Genomic DNA, 23,607 nt, shown 5'->3' with positions numbered 1-23,607 from the left:
AATAAGCCTTTAGCAGATGAAAATCATTATATTGGGGGCTGGTCAGGTTGGCGGTACATTAGCAGAAAACCTGGCTAGCGAAGCCAACGACATCACCATTGTTGACACAAATGCCGAGCGACTGCGCGAATTGCAGGACCGGGTAGATATTCGCTCGATTACTGGAAACGCCTCATTTCCAAACGTGTTAAAACAAGCTGGTGCTGATGATGCTGACATGCTGGTGGCTGTCACTAATAGTGACGAAGAAAATATGATTGCCTGCCAGGTAGCTTACAGCCTGTTCCGCACCCCCACTAAAATTGCTCGTATCCGTCAAAACGCTTATCTCTCACACCCAGAACTGTTTCAAAATGATCTCATTCCAGTCGATGTCATTATCAGTCCAGAGCGCATTGTTACTAACTATATTCAGCGATTAATTGAACACCCAGGGGCATTGCAAGTGGTTGACTTTGCCGATGGAGCACTGCAGCTAGTAGCAGTAAAAGCTTACTATGGCGGCCCGCTGGTTGGTCAGGAGTTACGTTATATTCGTGAGCACATGCCTTCGGTAGATACCCGGGTAGCGGCTATTTTCCGACGAGGCACTCCCATCTTGCCGGAAGGCACCACGGTTATTGAGGCTGATGATGAAGTATTTTTTATCGCTGCAAGAAAACACATCCGTGATGTGATGAGTGAAATGCGCCGACTAGATGAAAACTACAAGCGCATTATTATTGCTGGGGGTGGCAACATCGGTGAGCGTCTAGCCTCGAATATAGAAAATCATTACAACGTAAAACTTATCGAAAAGAATATCGACCGCTGCCATCAACTATCCCAGCGACTGGATAAAACCCTGGTATTCAATGGTCATGCCTCTGATAAAGATTTGTTACTGCATGAGAACATTGAAGAAACTGATATTTTTTGCTCCTTAACCAATGATGATGAAGCCAACATCATGTCGGCCATGCTAGCCAAAAGAATGGGTGCAAGAAAGGTAATGGCCCTGATCAACAACCCTGCCTATGTAGACCTGGTTCAAGGGGGTGAAATTGATATTGCGATTTCTCCACAAACAGCCACCATCGGTAGCTTGCTTACCCACGTAAGACGAGGTGATGTGGTTAACGTGCACTCTCTACGTCGTGGAGCTGCAGAAGCCATTGAGGCAATTGCCCATGGTGATGAAAAGTCATCTAAAGTGGTTGGCAAAAAAATTGGAGAAGTTCCATTACCTGAAGGTACTTCTATTGGTGCCATTGTTCGTAATGGCGAAGTGATTATTGCCCACGATCATATTGTTATTGAGTCTGATGACCATGTGATCATGTTTTTGGTTGATAAGCGTCGAATTAAAGAAGTAGAGCGCCTTTTCCAGGTTGGCCTAACGTTCTTCTAAATCAGGAATTTCTTACCCATGCACTTTTCTACCATATCAAAAGTGTTAGGCATACTATTAATGCTGTTTAGCATTACTCAGCTCCCTCCCGCAATTGTTGCGCAAATTTATGGTGAAAAAGAAGTTGCTGTTTTTTTAGACGCTTTTCTTATTACATTAATTAGTGGGTGTTGTATATGGCTGCCTGTATTTCGTTCAAAAAACGAACTACGTACCCGCGATGGATTTTTAGTCACCGTTCTATTTTGGACTGTACTTGCTAGTTTCGGTGCTATTCCACTTTATCTGCTAGATAGCCTTAACTTATCAATCACTGATGCCTTTTTTGAATCACTATCCGGGCTGACCACAACCGGGGCAACAGTCATTACTGGGCTGGATCATTTACCCAAATCCATTTTATTTTATCGTCAACAACTCCAGTGGTTAGGCGGCATGGGTATTATAGTATTAGCCGTCGCTATATTACCTATGCTTGGCATTGGCGGTATGCAATTATACCGAGCAGAAACTCCAGGCCCTATAAAAGATACCAAGCTCACGCCTCGAATCACTGAAACAGCAAAAGCCCTGTGGTATATCTACCTTAGTTTAACCGTCACATGTTGTATTGCTTTATGGCTGGCTGGCATGGATCTATTTAATGCCATTTGCCATAGCTTTTCTACGGTTGCTATTGGTGGATTTTCAACCCGAGATGGCAGTGTTGGTGACTTCGACTTAGTGGGGGCTGAATTCATCATTGTCATTTTTATGATTATTTCAGGCATTAACTTTGCCCTACACTTTTTCGCTTGGCGTCATCGTAGTATTAAGCATTATTTGTCTGACCCAGAAGTAAAAGCTTATTTTTTTGTACTCGCCAGCACTTGTTTAATAACTGTACTTATTTTATTTACGACAAACTCCTACGATTTTGCACACTCGTTAAGGTATGGCATTTTTGAAGTGGTGTCTGTAGCCACCACCACCGGCTTCGGTACAGCTGACTTTTCCGTGTGGCCTGTGTTCTTACCTTATATGCTGCTATGGCTTAGTTTCGCAGGTGGTTGCGCTGGTTCAACTGCAGGTGGCATGAAAATGGTTCGGGTCCTGCTTATTTTTAAACAGGGCCTTAGAGAAATAAAACTGCTACTTCATCCCAATGCCATCATTCCCGTCAAGTTAGGCTCCAATGCCATTCCTGAACGAGTCATCGAAGCCGTTTGGGGATTTTTCTCGGCTTATGTGTTTTTGTTTATCGCCCTATTTTTAGCAAATGTGGCAACTGGTCTTGATCTAAAAACAGCCTTTTCCACTGTTGCATCCTGCATCAACAATCTCGGGCCTGCTTTAGGTGAAGCAACAGTCAATTACAGTAACTTGCCTGACGCATCAAAATGGATTTTAAGCTTTGCGATGTTGCTGGGGCGGTTGGAGATTTTTACGTTGTTGGTACTGTTAACCCCAACATTCTGGCGGCGCTAATTTTAGTCTTCGCTTTGGATAAATCCTAATTGGTTTGATCTTCACTCTCCTTGCTCATAAGAACTTTGCTGTAAAAGATCAGAAGAGTGAAATTTTTCACCTGATGCTCCATCTTTTTAGTTCGTAAAATACTTCTAACAGTTAAGGAGCATTTTATGAACATCACTAAACTTATTGTTCACTGCTCAGACACACCTGATAGTAGAGATGTCTCAGCAGCGGATATTCACCGATGGCACCTGGAACGAGGTTGGTCCGGCATTGGCTACCACAAAATAATTAAACGAGATGGCACCATTGAAAATGGCAGACCGGAATACTGGTATGGCGCCCATGCAAAAGATCATAACCTGGATAGCTTAGGTATTTGCTTAATTGGTAGAAAACATTACACCAATCAACAGATGCAAACCTTATACGACCAGTTAAAACTATGGTTAAAGAAATACCCTAAAGCGAAAATTTATGGGCATAGGGATTTCGACAATAATAAAAGCTGTCCTAACTTCAATGTACAACAATGGTGGGATATAACCTTCTCGAATGGCCTTTAGTGTTTGTTGTCGTCGCTCTTCACCCCAATCATTTATAAATACATAAACTCATGGGGCCTCATCGCTCGACGGCCGCCACTAAAAACCATTCGCTTTGCTTATAAAAATAGTCATTCTCGAAGCATATAATCATTAATGGAAAAGCTATGTGGTCAACAATAATAAACAGCCTAACAGGGGTATTTCATACCCTTTTAGTAAACAATCAGCGTAAGCAAGAATTAAAACAAGCTATCCATCAACGGCAATTAGATGAAATTCAACAGGGAAATATCAGTGCCACCGAGCTGGATTCATTGAGTATTCAGTCAAGAGGTTGGAAAGACGACTTTTTATTACTGGTAACTGTTATCCCACTCATCTTGTGTTTTATTCCAGGGATGAATGATCCAGTTAAACAAGGCTTTTCTGCACTAACCAGCAGTGTTCCTGAATGGTACATGTATGCTCTAGCTCTGGTATATATCGACACTTTCGGCTTTAGGCGAATTTTAAGAAATGTACTAACTAATTACTTAACCACCAAGTTTAAATAAATCTACTCTTCGCGAATGCATTTTAGAGTTTGTTGTCTTCATTCTTCACCCCAATCATTTATAAAAAATATAAACTCATGGGGTTTCATCACTCGACGGCCTCCTCTAAAACCCCTTCACTTTGAGTATATGAGAAATATACAATGGAAAATAAATACTACAATATTTTAACTGATATCGGTAAAGCACAGCTGACTAATGCTATATTACAAGGAGATTCCTTAAAATTAACCACTATTAAAGTCGGTGACGGTGGGGCTGATGAAGGCAAAGAAGTCTTCCCAAATGAATCAAATGCTTCACTAGTAAGAGAACGCTGGTCAGGAAACATCAATCACCTTTATGTCGATGAAAAAAATCCTTTATGGGTAGTAGTAGAAGCTGAAATACCAGCTAAACAAGGCGGCTGGTGTATCACCGAATTTGGTTTATACGATGAACAAGATAACTTAATTAGTATTGGCAAATATCCAAGAACCTATAAACCAAAAATTGAAGAAGGCAGTGGCAGCAGTCTTTATTTAAAGGTAATTTTAGAAGTAGCCAATGCGAAGAATATAGAGCTTAAGGTTGATCCTTCAATCGTGTTAGCGTCTAGGAGCTATGTGGATGAGAAGTTTTCTCAAAAAACCGATGCCATTGATGAAGATGACTCAAATAAGCTGGCTACAGCAAAAGCTGTACATGATTTACATTTAAAAAGTAAGCATCATTTTTTAAATATGCCTATTTTTCCTGAAATACTGCAGGAGAACAATAAGCTCAAAATAACCCAAACAGAAAATACTCTCACTATTGAGCCAGACCAAGTATTTATTATACGCGGCTGGAACCAAATTAACACAAGTGATTACAGTAGTTCAGAAAGAACTTTTAGTTTTCAACAAAATAAAACCTATCATTTACGTTGGAATATGGATAACGGGTTTACTTTATATGACTTAGAAGATAGCAACTATAATTCTAAACAGCTACCTGAAACAGATGAGATATTTGATACTCAGTATGATGATATGCTTTGTGTATTAGTAAAAGATGGTCAAGTAACCTCACTAATTAACCGAAATATATTACAATATTTTTATTCAGGAAAATTAAATAGCAAAGACACAAGCACAACTTTTGATCAATATTTAAATATATCAGGGAGCTTAGTTTTTCAATTAAATTGGTCCAGAATTCCTTATACAGATTTAGTCAGTAAAGTCAGAAATGGAGCAACTGGCTGGAACAATAGATTACACCCGAACACTGATGTCTTCTATATAAAAGAAGACTCATTGAAATATAAACCAAGCCATATTACAAGTGATCTTTCTTATGTAAAGAACCGAAATTTAATAAAAATTCCAGTTTTAGAGTCACGTAATGGAACTGGCACCTATTCAATTGAAGCATATAGATATGAACTATTCGTGAGCGTATAAAAATGGCAGAATTAGTATATTGTTATGATGTAGTCACAGGCGTAATCAACGGCAAAGCCCCTGATAATATTGATTATTTGCGATTCAATGGAGAGCAAGTAGTCGATGCCCGTAATTATTCTGAGTTTTATATAGATAAGAATGGTACTAAACATATAGTTCAGCATGAGGCCGATTGGCAACCTTTAATTTGCGATTTTAATGATGATCTAGTCAAAGATTCAAATGGCTGGCGAACTAAAACTGAACAAGAGAAATTACAAGAAAAAATAGAAGCAATTAAAGAAAATCGGCGACAAGCTTATCTTTTTGAAGCCGATCCCCTCCGCGCTGAATGTGTTTTTGATCAGTATATGAAGCGTGATGATGTAGATATTGAGGCGAAAAAACAGCAATGGGCCAAAAAAATTCAGGAAATTAAGGCACGTTATCCGTTTCCTAATACGTAGCAGCTACACCCTAACTATCTTTCACTGCCATCTACTTCAAAAGCTAATGGATATGGGGTAATAGGGTGTTGTGTAGCTGCGACAGGGATGTCGCTTTAGCTCTTGATGAGCCATGGATGGCTTTTCAAGAGCGGCGGAAGAATATCCTGCTACTCCATATCAAGCACTAAACTTATTAGCAACTGCCCCACTTAACTGAGCAACACCCCCAACCATACCAACCCAGCACACACCAAAGCTACCAGCACCGCAGCTGACCCCATATCTTTAGCGCGACCTGACAACGGGTGTCGTTCATTTGAAACACGGTCTACTACTGCCTCAATTGCTGAGTTCAATAACTCGACAATCATTATCAATAGGATACTACCAATCAACAATGCGATTTCTAATGGATTATCACCAAGCCAGATCGCTACAGGGGCGAGGACTAATAACAGCCAGGTCTCTTGCTTGAATGCCTGTTCATTTTGATAGGCTGCTTTTAACCCTTGCCAGGAATAAAGTGTGGCTTTTATCAGCCGGTTGATGCCAGTTGGCCTAGTGCTCTTCATTTAGTACTACCCTTGCGTCTTTGCTTGCATGTTTGCAAAAAAATCTGTATCTCTGGAGACAGTTTACGACTTTTACGAAAGAAGCCAATCACCCCTTTATGAACAACTCTCTTGGTTTACTTCCTTCTGGAAAAATACGTTACTTTTCAGGCAGCGATACTGGCAAAAGCGGGCCAGCACTAGCTAACATTACCAAGCACTTTGTAGAGAAATGTACTAATGTAGGGCTTTTTGCCCTGGCAGCACTAAAAAGTGGAAGCTCACTGCCTCCTACTTTTCGCTTTTGGTATGAATTTGCCTGCCAATATATGACCACTCGTTGCCACAGCCCTGATGGTGAAACACTATCACCAATTGAGCCATTAGACACAACAACCGCCGAGCATTTTTTACACAGTGCACCACCCATGATAGGTGCTGAATACTTGTCAGTTGCTGTACTACAGCAGTTATGGGTAGAGTTAGATAACTGGCTGATTCACGAAGTAGCACAGCACTATGATTGCTTGGCCACACTACTAAAAACACGTGCGCCTCATTGGCATCAAGTAGGGCGAGTTTGCTTTCATTTAGCCGAAAATAAAACAGATCCTGACTATCCATTCGCCTTCATGGCAACCTATTCTCCATCCTATGGCCAAGGAAAAAGCCGTCACTTGCCTCTGGCAAAAGCCTTGGAAGAGTATGCAGGCAGTAAAAATAAAGCACGCTTAATTCACTTATTGTCTCCTATCGATTTAGCCGCCAAATCAAGTGCACTAGTCAAAAACTTGGTAGATTCAGGAGATATATATCACCCCCTGGCCTGGAGTCCTCAAGAAGCTTATCAGTTCCTAAAAGAAGTTCCCTTGTTTGAAGAAAGCGGCATTATTATTCGTTTGCCTGACTGGTGGAAAAAGAGGCCTAGGCCAAAAGTCAAAGCCACTTTAAGTACTGGGTTAAATAATACCTTCAATGCTGATGCGATGCTCCGCTTCAATGTTCAAGTAGCATTAGGTGATAACAAGCTAACTCAAACAGAGTGGGATACCTTGTTAGCAGCTGATGATGGTTTAGCTTTTATTAAAGGCCAATGGGTAGAGGTAGACAAAGAAAAACTAGAACAAGCCATGGCCCAAATGAAAGCATTAGAAAAGCATGGTGAAGAAGAAGGGATCTCTTTTATCGAAGGTATGCGGCTACTGTCAGGTGCATCATCAGATTTATCAACAAGCACAGTGGAGCAAGATGCTACCGAATGGGCTTTTATTGAGGCCGATTCTAAGTTGTCAAAAATATTACAACAAATCCGCCAGCCAGAAACCTTAAAATCAGCACTCCCCAAACGCGCCTTAAAAGCCACTTTACGCCCTTATCAAGAAACTGGTGTTAACTGGCTCTGGCACTTAAACCAACTGGGACTGGGTGCTTGTTTGGCTGATGACATGGGGTTAGGGAAAACCATCCAGATTATTTCTTTGTTATTAATTCTTAAGAAAAATAAAGTCAATCGCCCATCATTATTGGTATTGCCGACTTCATTGATGGGCAACTGGAAGAGCGAACTGGAAAAGTTTGCTCCCTCCCTTAAAGCATTATTTGTACACCCATCATTAACCAGCAAAACACAACTGGATGAATTATCAAAAGCCAAGCAGCTATCAGGTGTTGATGTAGTTATTACCACTTATGGTATGTTACTACGTCAAATCTGGCTGCAAAACATTCAGTGGCATATGGTCGTGTTAGATGAAGCGCAAGCGATTAAAAATCCTGGTACCCAACAATCCAAAATGGCTAAAAAAATTAGAGCCCACGCCCGAATTGCTTTGACAGGTACACCAGTAGAAAACCGCCTTGCTGATTTGTGGTCGTTATTTGATTTTATTTGTCCTGGTTTACTAGGTACAGCTACTCGCTTTAAATCTTTTACCAAGTCCCTAGAAAAACGTGAGTCTGAGCAATATGCTCCGTTACGAAATTTAGTCCAGCCTTACATCTTAAGGCGCCTAAAAACCGATAAAAGCATTATTTCCGATTTACCTGACAAAACTGAGGTTTACGCCTACTGTGGTCTTTCGAAAGCACAAGCCAGCCTATATCAAAAATCTGTTAATGAACTAGCTACATCTCTTCGAAGTGCCGATGGAATGAAGCGCCGAGGGCTAGTACTTTCTTTTATTTTGCGGTTTAAGCAAATTTGTAATCATCCAGCCCAATTTATGTCCGATGGTGATTATAGAGCCCAAAGAAGTGGTAAATTTTTACGGTTGGCAGAAATTTGTGATGAAATTAGCTCAAGACAAGAAAAAGTATTGGTGTTTACCCAGTTTCGGGAAATGTGTGAACCCTTAGCTGACTTTTTAAGCGACTGTTTTGGCCAGCCCGGCCTGGTCTTACATGGTGCTGTTTCTGCTAAAAAGCGCCAGGAAATGGTAGAACAATTTCAGGCCGAAGATGGCCCACCGTTCTTTGTACTTTCTATAAAAGCTGGGGGGACAGGTTTGACCTTAACCGAAGCGTCACATGTTATTCACTTTGACCGGTGGTGGAACCCAGCAGTGGAAAATCAAGCCACTGACCGTGCTTTCCGTATTGGTCAAAAAAATAATGTATTGGTACATAAGTTTGTTTGCCAAGGTACCATTGAAGAAAAAATTGATGCAATCATTGCTGAAAAATCAGCACTTGCCAATGATATTTTAGAAGGTGGCTCTGAAGTTATGTTAACTGAAATGAGCGATAGCGAGCTGATAGAACTTGTCAGCCTTGATCTTGAAAGAACCCAAGTTTAAAGAAGGTGCCCTTATATGGCTTATGGTTGGTCTCCCTATGTTCCCGTTGCTCAGCGTCGTGCAAAAGCCAAAAAGCAAATGGACAAGCTGCGCAAGAAGGGTAAAAATATTCAGCCCATTGAAGTAGCAGGGCGTAAAATTGCGAAAACCTTTTGGGGTAATGCTTGGTGTACCCATTTAGAGAAGTTCAGTGATTTTTCGAACCGGCTTCCAAGAGGACGCACTTACGTGCGCAATGGTTCCGTTTGCCACCTAGAGATTCAAAAAGGAAAGATAGTCGCAAAGGTAAGTGGCTCTGATATATACGACATTAATATCAGCATTACCCCCCTTTCAAAAACTCGTTGGCAAACTATTAAAAAAACTTGTGCTGGTGAAGTGGGTTCTATTTTAGAACTGTTGCAAGGCAAGCTGTCTGATAATGTTATGACAGCTGTTACCAACCCTACATCAGGCTTATTCCCACAACCCAAAGACATTAAGTTGAATTGTGATTGTCCAGACTGGGCAACCATGTGCAAACATGTAGCTGCTGTATTATACGGCATTGGTGCTCGATTAGATCATTCACCAGAGCTACTATTTTTGCTCCGGGGTGTAGATCATATGGACTTGATTGATGCTGAGGTAAAAATCCCCAAAAGTACTCGGAAAAAGCCACAAGTGTCTGGAGATTTATCTGACATTTTTGGTATTGATTTAGATGAAGTACCCTCACCGCTTAAAAAAGAAGCCCCTGCACCTGTCAAAAAAGCGACTAAACCAAAAACCGCCAAAAGCATAGCTACCAAAAAACCAGTTAACAAAACGCCAGCGGCTAAGAAAACCTCTCAAACCTCAGCACAAAAGCCTTCAGTACCAGTAATCAATATCGCTCGTGGTATTCGAGCATCACATATTAAAAAACTAAGAAAACTATTTGACCTGACGGATTTAGAGTTTGCAAAATTACTTGGCAAGCCTGTCAATACAGTTCGTAATTGGGAAACAAAGCAAGGCATTTTAAATCTGAGAGCCTCCAGCCAAACCGCCTTAGAAGTTGTATTTAATATGAATAAAGAGGAAGCCTGGGAGCGTTTAGGTAAAAGTTATCAGTAACAGCTTAAGGAGCTTCTAATAACAAGAATTGACAGAAATAGTCATAGCGATGGGTATATACCCATTGCGAATAGTTTTTAGGGCTAGCCTACGGCAGTAAGGCTAGCAATAATAGCACTTAGCTGATAAAAAAACGTTATCGGTAAGCCATCAAGTGACGAAGACTCGTTAGCCTATATTAATAGGTGATTGGGGTGGAGAGCGACGGTAACAAAGCCTAAAAATCATTCGCGAAGAGTATATATGCCTAGAAAAATAATATTTAAATTGGATCATAATTTATCAACTTGTGTTTTCTATCAATTGTAAGCTATGGAATAACATCTGTTTCAGCTGCTCAACCAAGCTTATCAGACCAAAGTATTTATACCATTTCCGATCAACAGCAACACTCTGGATCAAAGCTTAACGGTTGTACCGACTATAATATTAAGTCACGAGCACCTAAATTAACTACACCACCCTCTCAAAAATTTCGCCATCATAGTAGTTCATTGATTAATACGCCAAAAGCTAACTGTAATCCCTAACAGATCATTATAACTAACACTAACTAGATTATGAGGGGTTTAATGAGTAGCCCACACTTAGCTGAGTTTGTACTAAGCTTTTAGAGCAACAGCCATAAAGTAGCGTGGATTTTTGCTTTAAACTCTTACAGGTAATATATGAAAAAGCTGCTTAGCTTAACACTCATAATCTATGCCAGCTTTACTCAAGCTAATAACACCATCAGCTTGGCTGGAGGAGAATGGCCTCCTTATGTTTCTGAATCCTTAAAATACTATGGTATTACCCCTAGAATACTGACAGAAGTTTTCGCGACTCAAGACATCACTGTCAGGTACCAGTTTACTAGCTGGGCCAGAGCACTAGAGATGGTGCGAAAAGGCAAAGCGGATGGTACTTTTCTTTGGTCAAAAACCTCAGAACGAGAAAAAGATTTTTTTTATAGTAAGGAACCTATTGGCAACATAAGCTATGTATTCTTTCATCTTAAAGATAACCCTTTTGCATGGAGTAGTTTTGAAGATTTAAGGGGTAAAAGAATAGCCGCAACTATTGGCTATCACTATAGTGATGAATTCAATCGTTATGAGAAAGAAGGGTTAATTAATATTAATCGAGTTAAGTCAGATCTACAGTTATTAAAAATGCTTTACAAGCAAAGAGTTGATATCATACCCCATGATTTAACCGTTGGTTATTATGAAATAAACAAACATTTCCCAGAAAGTCTGAAAAAGCTATTCACCAATCACCCTTTACCAATTAAGAAAAAGCCCGCATATTTATTAATGTCTAAAAACAATAACAACAAGAAAATAATTGATATTTTCGACAAAGCCATAGCAAATCTAAAAAAAAGTGGGAAGTATGATCAGTATTATTTTGATGATTTGCTCGCTAATAAGTATGAAAAATAGAGTTCTATATATTATAAGTGAGTCAACGTTTAACTAATCACTATCATTTTCCACCATATTCTGTAGAGCTGCGCTAATTTTTGGTAGCAATGTTTTATGTTTTTTATGCAGGTAATGATACATAGCCGCTTCTTGTAATGGAGGTAATAGCATTTGAATACCCTTAAGCCCTAGCCTATCAACATAGCTTTGACCTATAACAGGTGGGGCTATAACTATATCAACCCTATCAATTGCTAGCATTTGAAAACCTTGCTCAGGTGTATCAACAAATGAAACTTTAAATCCCTTAGTATTTTGTTCTGCTACTTTATAACCCACCATGACTGCGATTCTATATGGCCTCAGGCTTTCCCAGCCCTCAACTTGAAATATTTTAGACTTAACAAAAACAACTGAGCTAGAGCCAATATAAGAATAGGGTACTTGAATTAGATTTGGATATTGATTAGCCAATCCTCCCTTTCGAAATAGCTCTCCATCTATGACACCTTGATTAGTCAATGCCAACGCCCTTTCGCCAGGCAATTTAATAAACTTTACCTTAACTCCAATACTTTTATAGGCTGAGCGCAATATTTTCTTAGAAAGAACCGTAAGAGGGTCTTCGCCTGTTATTTGTGCAATAGAAAGCGTTAGTTCAGCTCCAGTGGAGGAACTAGCTATTATAACAGCTAAAATCCAAATGACTCTATACATTGACAAAAGTGTAGATGGCTTATACCTAATCTAGCAACATGAAGTATTAATAAAGATTAGTATAACTGTTGTTCATTTAAGGAAAACTCTAAGCGTTATTTCATAATTCAGTGTTAACTAAGCAACATTTTTTATGAAAAATACAATAAGTAGAGTACAATATTTGCTAACATTTCATGCCGAAATTATAAATTAAATTCACGCGATTAATAAAATAATTGTTATCTAAGAATTTAATTGCATGCTATGACCAACACAAGCCTCATGTAAAAGGAGAAGTTATGAGTGATTCTAGCCCAACTACTGAAACAAGCGCCAGAACAACTACTAATGTTAATACCAGTACAGATGAGAGCTCAGCAAAGTCTACTGCTACCCTAGTCTATGCCTTGCAGGCTGCAGCTTTTATATTAGGTATTACCTTCATTGTGGCTGTTGTTATTAACTATGTTAAAAAAGAGGATGTTCAAGGCACCTTGGCTGAGTCTCACTTCCGCTGGCAAATCCGTACTTTTTGGTTCAGCGTTCTTTGGACAGTCATTGGCTTCATTACCACAATCTTTATCATTGGTTATTTATTACTGGTCGCTAATGGCATTTGGACCATCTACCGAATAGTTAAAGGGTGGATTCACCTAAATGATGGGAAACCAATGTACAGCTAATTATTAATGGCTTGCCCGGATACTTTACTAGTTATTTTTCAGAATATTCGGGCTAACTATTAGATGAATCCGCCTTTATTAAAAATTTTATTTCTTAGATTAATAAATAGTTCTGATACTGTTTTCGCAGCTCAACCTTTCTGAGTTTTCCAGTCCCTGTCAAAGGTAATTCCGCTACCTGAATAATTGCATCGGGTAACCACCAAGAGGCTACGTGTTCTGCAAGTACTGCTCTTAGTTGATTTTTATCAAATGATTGGTCAGGTTTCACCACAATTAACATAATCGGCCGCTCTCCCCATTTCGGATGCTTGGCAGCTACAACACAAGCTTGCTGAATAGCAGAATCATGGAGCGCAGCATTTTCTAATATGGCAGATGAAATCCATTCTCCACCAGATTTAATCAGGTCTTTACTTCTATCGATAATACGTAAATAACCACTTTTATCAATTGTGGCTATATCCCCCGTATCAAACCATCCATTATCATCACACACTTTCACTTCGCTATTAAAGTAGCGTTCAACTACCCAAGGGCCTTTTACCTTTAAATAGCCACAGGTATCACCATTATGAGCTAGCGGCTTATTATTATCATCAAAAATTTCAATTTCTATTCCAAAGATCGGCTGCCCTGCAGAACTTTGAATTACAATACGCTCTTTTAAAGGCAACTCCATAACTCTAGGCGTTGGGGCGGCACTAGTTGCAAGAGGGCCTGTTTCCGTCATTCCCCATAGCCCCATCCAATAAATATTGTATTCTTTTGCATAGGCCTCAACTAAAGCTGGTGGTGATGTAGCTCCTCCCACAGCAATTAATTTCAGGCTGGGCACGTGATGATCAGTTTCCTGCAAATAATGATAAAACGTTTGCCAAATAGTAGGTACTCCAAATGCTTTATCAACCTGTTGCTGTTCAATTAACTGATATAAAGAAGCACCATCTAGCCGCGAGCCAGGCATCACCAGTTTACAGCCATATAAAATAGCAGAAAATGGCAACCCCCATGCACACACATGATACATTGGCACAGCAGGTAGTGCCGAAGTATCAGGTGACAGGTCTAAAAATTGCGAGCTGCCAGTAACGGTTGCATGTAACACACAAGCATAATGATCAGCTAAAACGCCTTTTGGGTATCCAGTAGTACCTGACGTATAACAGAGTGACGCTGCCTGCCGACTATCAAATCGCTGCCAGTCAAAATATGATTGCTGTTCACTAAGTAGTTGTTCATAGGCAATAACATTGGACAATCTGGTTTGAGGGAGCTGCGCTTGGGTGCAATTGACGATATAGCCTTTTACACTCGGTAATTCTTGATAAAACTTTTCTACTAACGGAATAAACTCAGGGTCAATAAATAAATACTGGTCTTCAGCATGATTAATTATGTATTTGATTTGCTCAGGAAATAACCTGACATTAATTGGATGCACTACAGCCCCAATACCAGATATTGCATAGTAACACTCTAAGTGCTGGTAATGGCTCCACGCCAAAGTACCGATTCGCTGCCCTGTTTTTACCCCTATATTTGTCAGTCCGTTTGCCAGCCGTTGTATCCGTTGATATGCATCAGCATAAGTATACTGATAAACATCGCCATCAAGTGTTCGTGATACGATTAATTGATCAGGGCTTCGTTCAACAGCTTTACGAATGATGTCGTGGGTAAGTAGCGAAAACTGCATTATATTCCCTTGCATAGTTTCTCCTTTAATTCTTATAGTTATACTCTTCACTTCGACTATATATACATTAGGCGAAAGCTTTGAAGTGAGTATGGACAACCCGGTTTGTAATAGGATATTACTAAATGAGACAACTTTCTAAAAAAATATTAATTTCTACAACTATAGTTGCAAGCATTATAGTCAGTACACAAACACTTGCAGCTAAAAAGGTATTACTCAAAACTCCTATAGCTTTTAATTCTTCTTTACCTGCATTAGGCACTCCTATCAAATGGGTTGCTCAACAACTGCCTCTGATTTCTAGTGGCACTATTAAAATGAAGCTGTATGAACCAAATAAATTGGTTGCTCCTTTTGAAATTCTGGATGCTGTATCTACTGGTAAAGTGAATAGTGGCTATACAACTGCCGGTTACTGGGCAGGCAAAATGGCGGCAGCCAGCTTATTTTCATCTATTCCTTTTGGGCCTGAAGCGCCTGAATACATGGCTTGGTTGTACTATGGCAACGGACTGAAGCTATATCAAGAAATGTATGACAATGCAGGCTACAAAGTAAAAGTCTTGCCTTGTGCAATTATTTCACCAGAAACATCAGGCTGGTTTAAAAAGCCCGTCAACTCAGCAGAAGATTTTAAAGGTTTAAATATACGGTTTTTTGGATTAGGTGGTGAGGTTTTACAAAAGCTTGGTGCTTCTACCTCATTGTTACCAGGCGGAGAAATTTTTAGTGCACTGGAAAAAGGAGCTATAGAAGCCACAGAATATTCCCAGCCCGCAATTGATGAAAAACTAGGCATCTATAAGGTAGCCAAACATAACTATTTCCCTGGTTGGCATCAACAGTCCACAATATTTGAATTACTTGTTAATAAAAAGCAATGGCAAGCCATGAGTAAAAGCCAGCAATCACAGTTATCAGCAACTTGTATGGCTTCCGTAACTAACTCAATTGCCGAATCTGAATATATTCAGTTTGATGCAATAATAAAAAATGAACGAGAGCGTGGTGTGAAAATGCATAACTGGGACAAAAAAATGCTAAACACATTTAAACAAGCCTGGCTGGAAGTTGCTGCAGAGCAAAGCAAAAAAGACCCTATGTTTAAAAAGGTTTATCAGGATTTATCCAGCTTCAGAGTAAAATATGCTGCCTGGGCCAGTAGAGCCTTTTTACCAAGAAATCTTTAATATACTCTTCGCGAATGATTTAAAACATAGAGAGTAGTATTTTATGAGGCAAGAAGAAAATTTGCCGGCACCGCCAGGTGTTAATGTAGTGTATTACTGGGTAAAGAAAACAGGCGAAGTTATTTCTTGGTCTTACGCAGTATTGATGGCTGTTATTATCTTACAGGTTGTTCTGCGTAAAGGTTTTTCCAATGGCTTGATAATATTAGAAGAATTACAGTGGCACCTATATGCCATTGGTTTTATGTTTGGTATGGCTTACTCTCAAGTATTAAACAGCCATGTCAGAGTTGACTTATTTTATAGCCATTTCTCAACCAAGACACAGCATATAATAGAAATAATAGGCTTGTTAATTCTAGTTATACCCTTTGTCAGTATTATTTTTATTCACAGCCTTGATTTTGTAGCTGACTCCTGGCGCATTAATGAGCGATCAGCTGCCCCTGCTGGGTTACCTTATCGCTGGCTAATTAAGTCAATTATCCCGATTGCATTTGTCTTGTTAGCAATCACTGTTATTGCTCGAATTTATCATGAAGTGTACATGTTAGTTACTCGCTGGAGATGTTGATGGAGGTTAATGAGATTTTAGTAATAGCCATGTTTTGCAGCTTTATAATTTTGTTATTTTCCGGTTTTCCCGTCGCTTATGTGTTAGCTGGCATAGGCGTGATATTCGCTGCTATTGGTTATTATGCAGATAGCTATTTTGATGCATTTACTGGCCTGGATTTCATGACACTAGGCTTGGTAGTTAATCGCATTTATAAAATTATGGATAATTGGATATTAGTAGCATTACCTATGTTTGTTTTTATGGGCCATATGTTGGATAAATCAGGTATTGCTGAAACCTTAATGGAGTCTCTCCAGAAACTATTTGGAAAAGTAAGAGGTGGACTTGCAGTCACTGTTACTCTCATCGGTATTATTCTGGCTGCATCAACAGGCATCATCGGTGCATCGGTGGTTTTATTGGCAATGATTTCCCTACCTGCCATGCGTAATCAACAATATAAAGACAGCATTGCACTCGGTACCATTGCCTCTGCTGGCACTCTTGGTATCTTGATTCCCCCCTCTATCATGCTGGTTATTATGGCTGACCAGCTCGGTGTTGCTGTCGGTGACTTATTTATGGGTGCAGTGATACCAGGATTAACGCTGGGTATGCTTTATGTTCTCTATATATTGACATATGGCTTTTTTCGTGCGGAACATTTACCAGCTCCCAACCGTGTAGAGCGAGTGAACGCCTATGTATGGCTTAATGTACTTAAAGCTACCATACCTACTTTATTACTGATTATTAGTGTTTTAGGTTCTATCTTTGCTGGCTGGGCCACTCCTACAGAAGCCTCGGGTATTGGTGCCCTGGGCGCAACCTTACTTGCTTTCAGTCACGGTAAATTAAGCTTCGCAGTATTCAAAGAATGTCTTCATAAAACCATGAATGTAACTGCTTACATTTTTATGATTTTTATCGGTGCATCCCTATTTGCCTTAGTACTAAGAGAATTAGGCGGAGATGAGCTCATCGAATCATTTTTAACTGGCTTACCTTTTGGTGACTATGGCATTATTTTATTCATTCTTGGTATTATTTTCTTACTCGGATTTGTATTGGATTGGATTGAAATTACCCTTATCATCCTACCCCTAGTTATACCAGTTATTTCAGCACTTAACTTAGATATACCTGGTTATGGTGTTATAGATAACCCTGAGATTGTTTGGTTTATAATGTTAGTCGCCGTTACCTTACAAACTTCTTTTCTCACACCGCCAGTAGGCTTTGCCTTATTTTACTTGAAAGGCGTATGCCCGCCTGATATTAATCTAAGCACTATTTACCGAGGTGTCACACCATTCATTATTCTACAACTTACTGGTTTGTTGATTATTTTACTATTCCCGGCCCTAGTGAACTGGCTTCCAGCAACTGTTTATAGTAGCTAAGTGAAAATCTCATTCGCCCCTCTACTGAAAGACCTATATCCTTGTTCCAGGCCTTCGCAATGCCAAATCCTGGCAATAAATATTGACATGTTTATTAAACAAATCTATAGAACCAATAGATAAACAGTAATTGATAGCACCTCAACGTAATGTGACTATTTAGCCATGTTAATCGTCTGTTTAAATAAATATCTATGTACTTTACTAAGATGAATAAACGTTTTTTTGAGTCTTTAGGTTTTTTGTTATTATTTTACTTAATGATTGGTATTGGCTACTTGCTGTTTAGCTCAATCTACCATTTCAACGCCTATGGAATAATAATGGGCCTTGTTGGTGGGTTTTTCAGTTATAAAATATTACTGAAATTTGGTGATGATGGTCCCTAATTAAACACACATTAGACGCATTTTTATAGTTTAATACCAGCCAGAGATTTAAACTCTGACTGGAAATTTTACGGTGTATAACTATTTAAAGCATAGTACAAAGGAAGAATCTGTTAATTCAGGATATCTTTCATTTACTAAATTATGTACATAACTCTGAAATTGATTAATATTTTTAAACTGTGCTTCTCCATAGTTAGGATCAAACAACGTAAATACTTTTTGCCCCCAATCTCTGCCACTGTTGACAAGCTCAACCTTTGCAGCTAAAGCGTGACCAGAGTCTTGCCCATTACCATGAATGGCAAGATAATATAGTCCAGGCTGGTTAATCTGGCTAATATTTAGCTTATCGTTATCAATCCCAGACTGACTTTCATCTAATTCTAAGCCATAATTTTCTTTAAAGTATTCAGTTAGTTTTTCTTCTCTATTTTTACCAGTAGCATTCCAGTGTTCACCAGCTGTATGTGCTCGGTTATTATCACTATAATACTGTATAGCCAGATTCATCACTTCTTCTTGACCATCAGTTAATTTAGATGCTGAAAACCCATCCATAAAACCAATATCTTGATAGAAGTTATCCTGGATATGCTGAGAAGCCATCCATTTCGCTGATAAAGCTGCACATATTCCTTCTTGCCCAAAGGCTCTTTCACCAATGAAACGAGATTGTTGAAATGGCGTAATTAGAGCTGCATCATTTTTTTGTGCAATCACAACACCGGGATTAACAAGGCTATCTAAAGCGCTTAATGAAGATGTGATTTTTTCCAACTGAACAGGTCCATCCTCTTTAAGCTCTGGGCATTTATTCAGTATATAGTTAACCGTTTGTTCTGAGAAAGTATGATGAATTGCAGCTCGAATATCAGCATTAAATCTAGGTAATGACTTAAATTTCAGGCCTAAATGATTTTCTAAAACATCCTTAATAACTTCTGCAGTTACTTTAGTCTGCTTTTGCTGCTTGGTAATATGTTTCAGCTCTTTTTTTCTATCTGTAATAAGTTGTCTAGCATGCTTTCTATATTCAGGGCTGTGCTGCTGTTGATAACTTCTTCGATCTCTTGGCAGCTGCTCAAGTGCTTCTCTTAATTCATCTTTTTTGCGCAGCTCAAAATCTTGATAACGGGGATCATTCAACTGTTGTTGTTCTTTAACTTCAGCTTGCCTTTGGTTTGCTTCAGCAGTGTGTTGCTGTTTTAAACTGCTCAACTCTTTTTGCAATTCAGGCACATGCTTATTTCTCTTAGAATACTCTTTTGGATGGTTTTCTTTCCATAAAGATAATGCATCTTCAACTTTTCTAAGCTGCTCTGGGCCTTGATTCTTTTGCAGTAACTTAATCTCTTTTTGTAATGCCTTAAGCTCTGAACTTTGGATATGTAGCCCACGCCTGTATATAGAGTTGCTAAAAGTCTTATTACCCGACTCAAGCAGCTTCAATGAACGCCCCTGCCAACTGGCTTGTTGGTCATTGCTTGTTGGAGCTGGTTGATTAGCAACCAGATTTGCTGTTGGTGTTGAATTGCCTATGCTTGATAAACCGCCCATGAGGTTTCCTATTCTAATAGTCTTGGAAGTTTGTAAATAATAACCTCAAACGATCGTTTAACTTTACTAATATTGATCCATTTTTTTTATATAACCGTGTAAGTATTTACTCATCCATTTATGTACCAGTACCACTACAATTGGTGTAAACACAGATAGGTGTATAATAAGCTACTCTTGTTGCTTACTTATGGTGTATTAATATGATTGAAAAACTTGAACAAATGCTAAAACAAGGACAAGACAACTCCATGCTACGATTTGGGCTAGGTAAAGCCTATCTAGATAATAAGCAACCCGACAAAGCAATAGAGCATTTTCAAGTTTGTTTGCAGCATGACAAAAATTACTCAGCTGCCTGGAAGTTACTTGGGAAATGCTATGTGGTGCTAGAAAACTGGCAGCAAGCAGCAGAAATTTATCAACAAGGAATCAACATCGCTAATGAAAAAGGTGATAAACAGGCTGAAAAGGAAATGCTGGTATTTTTAAAGCGCTGCAATAAACAATTAAATCAATAATACAACGGCTAATTTTATTTGGTCAATCACGAAACACTTTTAGAAATATAGCCAAAGCGAGGTACACTTGCATCCGCAAGTCCTATCAAACAATGAAGTTAATTCTGTAGTCGCTTATGTTCTTGTGGAAAGTAAAATTATTAGTAAAAATACAGCAATGAATGCCAGAATCCTTACAGAAGTAAAAATACCAGGGTAACAATTTCATAGGAGGAAAGATATAGTACACCAGGCTCTTTCAATAAAGAGTGTCCCCTCAGCTAGTGTGTGTGCTTTGTTATGCTAACTCTTGAGGCAGTGCAAGCCAAGTTTTAGGCCTGGCGACAGCGACCAAATAAACGTCAGCCGTTTCCAAAGGCATATTGGCGTGATGTTACTGTACTTCAGGAGCACTATAAAATATCAAAAATATTATCCACTTTACGGACTAGTCATGCTCAATTAAGCTTCTGCTCCAATACACCAATGACTAAGGCTTTGTGCGTGTCTGATAAGTTTGACTGCTTGATGGACAGGCGTCACTGCTCAAAGCCGTCGATGGTTAATCTCTCAATCTTGGGTGATTTCACTACAACGTCAACTGCTCTCAATTAGATGAAAGCAGCGTACTTGAAGGGTTGAGTGATTGGGTAGGGATATTAGCCGTATAATGTGTAAGTAATTTACTGTAACCCCATGATTGCCGAGGGGGCACGTCTTAGTTACTGATAGCATCAATTTTTGGAAAAGGAACTTTGAAGCATTGATGAATAAAGTGAGCTACATTGGTTATATGTAAAGGCATTATGCTATTAGTACAAAATGAGGTAGTGCATGTTTACATTCAGTTGTAATTCTTTAATGTTCTTGTTGATCTTGCTTTCAGCTAGTTCTACTTATGCTGATAATTCGGATTATATAAAAGCTTTATTTCATTATATAGATGAAGGTGATTTTTCGTTAATTTCTGAGTTAATTGATCAAGGCGTTAATATTGAAGCAACGAATGAAAATGGTAATACAGCTCTCATCTATGCTGTTGATCGCGGGTATATAAATACAGTCAAGCTCCTTATTGACAAAGGTGCTAACATTGAGGCCAGAAGTAAAGAGGATGGTTTTACCCCTTTAATGTTATCTGTTATTCATGGGAACATTAAAATGGCAAAACTCCTTATCGACAAAGGTGCTAATATTGAGGAGAGAGCTACTGAGCATGGTCTAACGGCCCTATTGATGGCAGTTTATGGGGGTAATATTGAAACAGTAAAATTTCTCATTGAAAAAGGTGCCAATATTGAGATGGCGACTTACGATGGCCAGACACCTCTTATTACGGCAGTTCAAAGGCAAACTCCACACCTAGAAATAGTAAAATACCTTATCGATAAAGGCGCAAATATGCAGGCGATGGATGAAGCTGGACAGACAGCTTTGAGTGTAGCTACTAAACATAGCTATGTAGAAATAGTTAATTTATTAAAGCAGGCAATGAATAAAAAATAATTATTTTGGGTTAAAACAATTAATAGGATTTAATGTTAGCAAAAAAAATAACCAGCTTTTTTCGGTGAACATAGCTTTCTACCAAAAATATTTTTAATTCGAGCGGTTTTCGTAAGGAAATAGAAAAGAAGACAATGTGGCTAGTGTAAAACTCGTTATCTCCTTATGTTCTTGTGCTAATTATTTTATAATTTAGTAGTTTTGAAAAATACGATGGGAAATTTATTTTCATTTCTTGTGTTCTTTTTTCCTAGTATTGTTATTGCACTTTCTGCAATTAGTCATTACTACAAAGGCTATGTAGTAACAAAAGCTACTACTGTATTTATTATATTTATTATATTCATTTCATCAAACCCACTCGACAAAGGTGTATATTTGAAAATTTTCCATCTTACGCATGCTAGCCAAGGGGGGGCGGGCCCCTACTCTAAACTATACCGCTCTTCTATTTTCGGTTGCTCTTCCAGTGCATTTTTATCTTCAATAGCTTCTACTAATAATGGCCAAATCAATCGATGATCAAAAATAGCGTTAATTTCTTTCAATTGGTTATGCAATAGATTTAAATCAACAGTTTCTGAAGAAATTAGAAAAGCATTAATGCCCATTCCATATTTTCTGCTTTCGTTATCAAATACTTCATTGTCTTCAGGACACCTCGAAAAAATTAAAAACTATACCACCACTTTGGATCGATATTTTTAAACTTTTCAGTCAGATTAGGCGTTTCGATATCAATGCGCTTTCTTTGTTTTAAATTAGCTTTACTAAAAGCATCTTTAAAATGCTGATGGTTTTCAAGTAGCGTTTGTAAACTACCATCGGCTAATGCTGTTTCCATGCCTAGCTTAATCGTATTGGCTAGTGTGGTATTACCTTTACGTACATAAAAGAAACGACCAAAGGGGTATACTAGAACCAAATTTTTGTCTATAACCAAACTACTATTTTTGTTTCGATATTTATCTAAAAAGCCATATACTTCATTTGCGCCCAAAGGAAATATATCAAGGCGTTGTTTTTCAACTTTATTTATTAACTGCGATACCCGGCTTGCTTTGATGACTTTAATCCCAGCATTTTCAAGAATGGGTATATCTCCCCAGCCAACTCCTTGACCAGCGATATACTGCGTTAGATCTACCAAATCTTTAACTGCTGAAAATTTATTAATATTCTGTTGATGAATAATAAATAGCCGCCAGCCAAGTATACCTCTATCGATAGGTAAATAAATAGGCTCAAAACGCTGTTCTAACTCTGCTTGATATCCCGCATCAAATATAGACAAAATCCCTCTTTCTACGAATTTTTTCGCACTTCTCTGGTTAACAGAAGGACCATGAAGTTTCAAGAAATAATCTTGTCCAGATTTTTCTAATGCCAGCTCTAATACATGAAAACCAATTGAGTCGCCTCCAATGCCATCCATATTAGGGTACATGACTTCGATATTCGCTTTTAGTGCTCCTGCGAAAACAATGCTGATAAAACACGACGATAGCATTGAAATGTATTTGAGCATAGTAATCCCCTTGCCTAACTACTCTACTGCTTGGTACAACCAACAGGCGGTATTGGAAAGCCACAATTCAGGAGCTGCAAATAATAGTGCAGCAATAAGACATATGTCCACTTGTATCAAAATTACTGAAACATCAAATTTAGCAAAGTAACTCTAAACGCTATATCACTTATTGAAACGTACTCTAGTACCTTAAAAACACAAAATAGATCATTTTATATACAATTTCG

At 38.7% G+C, this 23,607-nt stretch carries 21 protein-coding genes; 15 read left to right on the top strand and 6 right to left on the bottom strand.

Going from position 1 to position 23,607, the window contains the following annotated elements:
• Positions 1-16 precede the first annotated feature (16 nt).
• The 6 genes from trkA to OQE68_RS11855 all read left to right on the top strand — a co-directional run bounded on the left by trkA (position 17) and on the right by OQE68_RS11855 (position 5,823).
• Entirely contained in the window at positions 17-1,390 is a 1,374-nt protein-coding gene (trkA, locus tag OQE68_RS11880) for a Trk system potassium transporter TrkA (protein WP_180568767.1), read from the top strand.
• An 18-nt stretch (positions 1,391-1,408) separates the two neighbouring features.
• The gene (locus OQE68_RS11875) at positions 1,409-2,857 is read left to right on the top strand and encodes a TrkH family potassium uptake protein (protein ID WP_180568768.1); all 1,449 of its coding nucleotides are present in this window, start codon (positions 1,409-1,411) and stop codon (positions 2,855-2,857) included.
• Between the two features lie 155 nt (positions 2,858-3,012).
• Positions 3,013-3,411: an N-acetylmuramoyl-L-alanine amidase gene (locus tag OQE68_RS11870; protein ID WP_180568769.1), complete on the top strand. Its 399-nt coding sequence runs from the start codon at positions 3,013-3,015 to the stop codon at positions 3,409-3,411.
• Between the two features lie 146 nt (positions 3,412-3,557).
• Positions 3,558-3,947, top strand: coding sequence for a hypothetical protein (locus OQE68_RS11865; protein ID WP_266195639.1), 390 nt, complete (start codon positions 3,558-3,560; stop codon positions 3,945-3,947).
• Between the two features lie 143 nt (positions 3,948-4,090).
• Positions 4,091-5,374: a phage tail protein gene (locus OQE68_RS11860; protein WP_180568771.1), complete on the top strand. Its 1,284-nt coding sequence runs from the start codon at positions 4,091-4,093 to the stop codon at positions 5,372-5,374.
• Positions 5,375-5,376: 2 nt separating this feature from the next.
• On the top strand, positions 5,377-5,823 hold the full coding sequence (locus tag OQE68_RS11855) for a hypothetical protein (protein ID WP_180568772.1): 447 nt from the start codon (positions 5,377-5,379) through the stop codon (positions 5,821-5,823).
• A 191-nt stretch (positions 5,824-6,014) separates the two neighbouring features.
• On the opposite strand, the gene OQE68_RS11850 is transcribed toward OQE68_RS11855, so the two are convergent.
• Positions 6,015-6,377, bottom strand: coding sequence for a diacylglycerol kinase (locus OQE68_RS11850; protein ID WP_180568773.1), 363 nt, complete (start codon positions 6,375-6,377; stop codon positions 6,015-6,017).
• A gap of 98 nt (positions 6,378-6,475) precedes the next feature.
• On the opposite strand from OQE68_RS11850, the gene OQE68_RS11845 reads away from it, so the two are divergent.
• The 3 genes from OQE68_RS11845 (at position 6,476) to OQE68_RS11835 (ending at position 11,676) form a co-directional block, all read left to right on the top strand.
• On the top strand, positions 6,476-9,151 hold the full coding sequence (locus OQE68_RS11845) for a DEAD/DEAH box helicase (RefSeq protein ID WP_180568774.1): 2,676 nt from the start codon (positions 6,476-6,478) through the stop codon (positions 9,149-9,151).
• 15 nt (positions 9,152-9,166) lie between these two features.
• Positions 9,167-10,249 (top strand): hypothetical protein, encoded by a 1,083-nt coding sequence (locus OQE68_RS11840; RefSeq protein ID WP_180568775.1) that lies wholly within the window; start codon positions 9,167-9,169, stop codon positions 10,247-10,249.
• A 668-nt stretch (positions 10,250-10,917) separates the two neighbouring features.
• Entirely contained in the window at positions 10,918-11,676 is a 759-nt protein-coding gene (locus OQE68_RS11835; protein WP_180568776.1) for a substrate-binding periplasmic protein, read from the top strand.
• A gap of 33 nt (positions 11,677-11,709) precedes the next feature.
• Here the strand turns inward: OQE68_RS11835 and OQE68_RS11830 are convergent, their stop codons facing one another.
• Positions 11,710-12,375 carry a substrate-binding periplasmic protein gene (locus OQE68_RS11830; RefSeq protein ID WP_180568777.1) on the bottom strand — a complete coding sequence of 222 codons (666 nt, stop codon included), beginning with the start codon at positions 12,373-12,375 and terminating at the stop codon, positions 11,710-11,712.
• A gap of 281 nt (positions 12,376-12,656) precedes the next feature.
• Between OQE68_RS11830 and OQE68_RS11825 the strand changes: the two genes are divergently transcribed.
• Positions 12,657-13,040 (top strand): DUF4870 family protein, encoded by a 384-nt coding sequence (locus OQE68_RS11825; RefSeq protein ID WP_180568778.1) that lies wholly within the window; start codon positions 12,657-12,659, stop codon positions 13,038-13,040.
• 94 nt (positions 13,041-13,134) lie between these two features.
• Here the strand turns inward: OQE68_RS11825 and OQE68_RS11820 are convergent, their stop codons facing one another.
• Entirely contained in the window at positions 13,135-14,754 is a 1,620-nt protein-coding gene (locus OQE68_RS11820; RefSeq protein WP_180568779.1) for a long-chain fatty acid--CoA ligase, read from the bottom strand.
• Between the two features lie 110 nt (positions 14,755-14,864).
• Here OQE68_RS11820 and OQE68_RS11815 point away from each other — a divergent pair, with 110 nt between their 5' ends.
• From OQE68_RS11815 to OQE68_RS11805, 3 genes are read left to right on the top strand one after another with little or no spacing between them, the layout of a single operon-like run.
• Entirely contained in the window at positions 14,865-15,932 is a 1,068-nt protein-coding gene (locus OQE68_RS11815; RefSeq protein WP_180568780.1) for a TRAP transporter substrate-binding protein, read from the top strand.
• Positions 15,933-15,975: 43 nt separating this feature from the next.
• The gene (locus tag OQE68_RS11810) at positions 15,976-16,506 is read left to right on the top strand and encodes a TRAP transporter small permease subunit (RefSeq protein WP_180568781.1); all 531 of its coding nucleotides are present in this window, start codon (positions 15,976-15,978) and stop codon (positions 16,504-16,506) included.
• Entirely contained in the window at positions 16,506-17,894 is a 1,389-nt protein-coding gene (locus OQE68_RS11805; protein ID WP_180568782.1) for a TRAP transporter large permease, read from the top strand. Before OQE68_RS11810 ends, OQE68_RS11805 begins: the two co-directional genes overlap by 1 nt.
• A gap of 470 nt (positions 17,895-18,364) precedes the next feature.
• On the opposite strand, the gene OQE68_RS11800 is transcribed toward OQE68_RS11805, so the two are convergent.
• A complete protein-coding gene (locus OQE68_RS11800; RefSeq protein WP_180568783.1) occupies positions 18,365-19,843 on the bottom strand; it encodes a YopT-type cysteine protease domain-containing protein in 1,479 nt (492 codons plus the stop codon).
• Positions 19,844-20,046: 203 nt separating this feature from the next.
• Between OQE68_RS11800 and OQE68_RS11795 the strand changes: the two genes are divergently transcribed.
• Together OQE68_RS11795 and OQE68_RS11790 are read left to right on the top strand one after the other, a co-directional pair.
• Positions 20,047-20,364 (top strand): tetratricopeptide repeat protein, encoded by a 318-nt coding sequence (locus tag OQE68_RS11795; protein ID WP_180568784.1) that lies wholly within the window; start codon positions 20,047-20,049, stop codon positions 20,362-20,364.
• Between the two features lie 813 nt (positions 20,365-21,177).
• On the top strand, positions 21,178-21,849 hold the full coding sequence (locus OQE68_RS11790; protein WP_180568785.1) for an ankyrin repeat domain-containing protein: 672 nt from the start codon (positions 21,178-21,180) through the stop codon (positions 21,847-21,849).
• A gap of 425 nt (positions 21,850-22,274) precedes the next feature.
• Here the strand turns inward: OQE68_RS11790 and OQE68_RS11785 are convergent, their stop codons facing one another.
• Both OQE68_RS11785 and OQE68_RS11780 read right to left on the bottom strand, forming a co-directional pair.
• Entirely contained in the window at positions 22,275-22,460 is a 186-nt protein-coding gene (locus OQE68_RS11785) for a hypothetical protein (protein WP_180568786.1), read from the bottom strand.
• 59 nt (positions 22,461-22,519) lie between these two features.
• Complete coding sequence (locus tag OQE68_RS11780; RefSeq protein ID WP_180568787.1) at positions 22,520-23,377, bottom strand: type 2 periplasmic-binding domain-containing protein; 858 nt, start codon at positions 23,375-23,377, stop codon at positions 22,520-22,522.
• Positions 23,378-23,607: the final 230 nt, after the last annotated feature.

It is taken from the genome of Spartinivicinus marinus (genome assembly GCF_026309355.1).
Taxonomy (GTDB): Bacteria; Pseudomonadota; Gammaproteobacteria; order Pseudomonadales; family Zooshikellaceae; genus Spartinivicinus; species Spartinivicinus marinus.
This window is presented reverse-complemented; position numbering and strand designations above follow the sequence as displayed.

Coding starts and splice junctions, on each gene's coding strand:
- trkA (WP_180568767.1), top strand. CDS start 17: ATGAAAATCATTATATTGGGGGCTGGTCAGGTTGGCGGTACATTAGCA.
- OQE68_RS11875 (WP_180568768.1), top strand. CDS start 1,409: ATGCACTTTTCTACCATATCAAAAGTGTTAGGCATACTATTAATGCTG.
- OQE68_RS11870 (WP_180568769.1), top strand. CDS start 3,013: ATGAACATCACTAAACTTATTGTTCACTGCTCAGACACACCTGATAGT.
- OQE68_RS11865 (WP_266195639.1), top strand. CDS start 3,558: ATGTGGTCAACAATAATAAACAGCCTAACAGGGGTATTTCATACCCTT.
- OQE68_RS11860 (WP_180568771.1), top strand. CDS start 4,091: ATGGAAAATAAATACTACAATATTTTAACTGATATCGGTAAAGCACAG.
- OQE68_RS11855 (WP_180568772.1), top strand. CDS start 5,377: ATGGCAGAATTAGTATATTGTTATGATGTAGTCACAGGCGTAATCAAC.
- OQE68_RS11850 (WP_180568773.1), bottom strand. CDS start 6,377: ATGAAGAGCACTAGGCCAACTGGCATCAACCGGCTGATAAAAGCCACA.
- OQE68_RS11845 (WP_180568774.1), top strand. CDS start 6,476: ATGAACAACTCTCTTGGTTTACTTCCTTCTGGAAAAATACGTTACTTT.
- OQE68_RS11840 (WP_180568775.1), top strand. CDS start 9,167: ATGGCTTATGGTTGGTCTCCCTATGTTCCCGTTGCTCAGCGTCGTGCA.
- OQE68_RS11835 (WP_180568776.1), top strand. CDS start 10,918: ATGAAAAAGCTGCTTAGCTTAACACTCATAATCTATGCCAGCTTTACT.
- OQE68_RS11830 (WP_180568777.1), bottom strand. CDS start 12,375: ATGTATAGAGTCATTTGGATTTTAGCTGTTATAATAGCTAGTTCCTCC.
- OQE68_RS11825 (WP_180568778.1), top strand. CDS start 12,657: ATGAGTGATTCTAGCCCAACTACTGAAACAAGCGCCAGAACAACTACT.
- OQE68_RS11820 (WP_180568779.1), bottom strand. CDS start 14,754: ATGCAAGGGAATATAATGCAGTTTTCGCTACTTACCCACGACATCATT.
- OQE68_RS11815 (WP_180568780.1), top strand. CDS start 14,865: ATGAGACAACTTTCTAAAAAAATATTAATTTCTACAACTATAGTTGCA.
- OQE68_RS11810 (WP_180568781.1), top strand. CDS start 15,976: ATGAGGCAAGAAGAAAATTTGCCGGCACCGCCAGGTGTTAATGTAGTG.
- OQE68_RS11805 (WP_180568782.1), top strand. CDS start 16,506: ATGGAGGTTAATGAGATTTTAGTAATAGCCATGTTTTGCAGCTTTATA.
- OQE68_RS11800 (WP_180568783.1), bottom strand. CDS start 19,843: ATGGGCGGTTTATCAAGCATAGGCAATTCAACACCAACAGCAAATCTG.
- OQE68_RS11795 (WP_180568784.1), top strand. CDS start 20,047: ATGATTGAAAAACTTGAACAAATGCTAAAACAAGGACAAGACAACTCC.
- OQE68_RS11790 (WP_180568785.1), top strand. CDS start 21,178: ATGTTTACATTCAGTTGTAATTCTTTAATGTTCTTGTTGATCTTGCTT.
- OQE68_RS11785 (WP_180568786.1), bottom strand. CDS start 22,460: ATGGGCATTAATGCTTTTCTAATTTCTTCAGAAACTGTTGATTTAAAT.
- OQE68_RS11780 (WP_180568787.1), bottom strand. CDS start 23,377: ATGCTCAAATACATTTCAATGCTATCGTCGTGTTTTATCAGCATTGTT.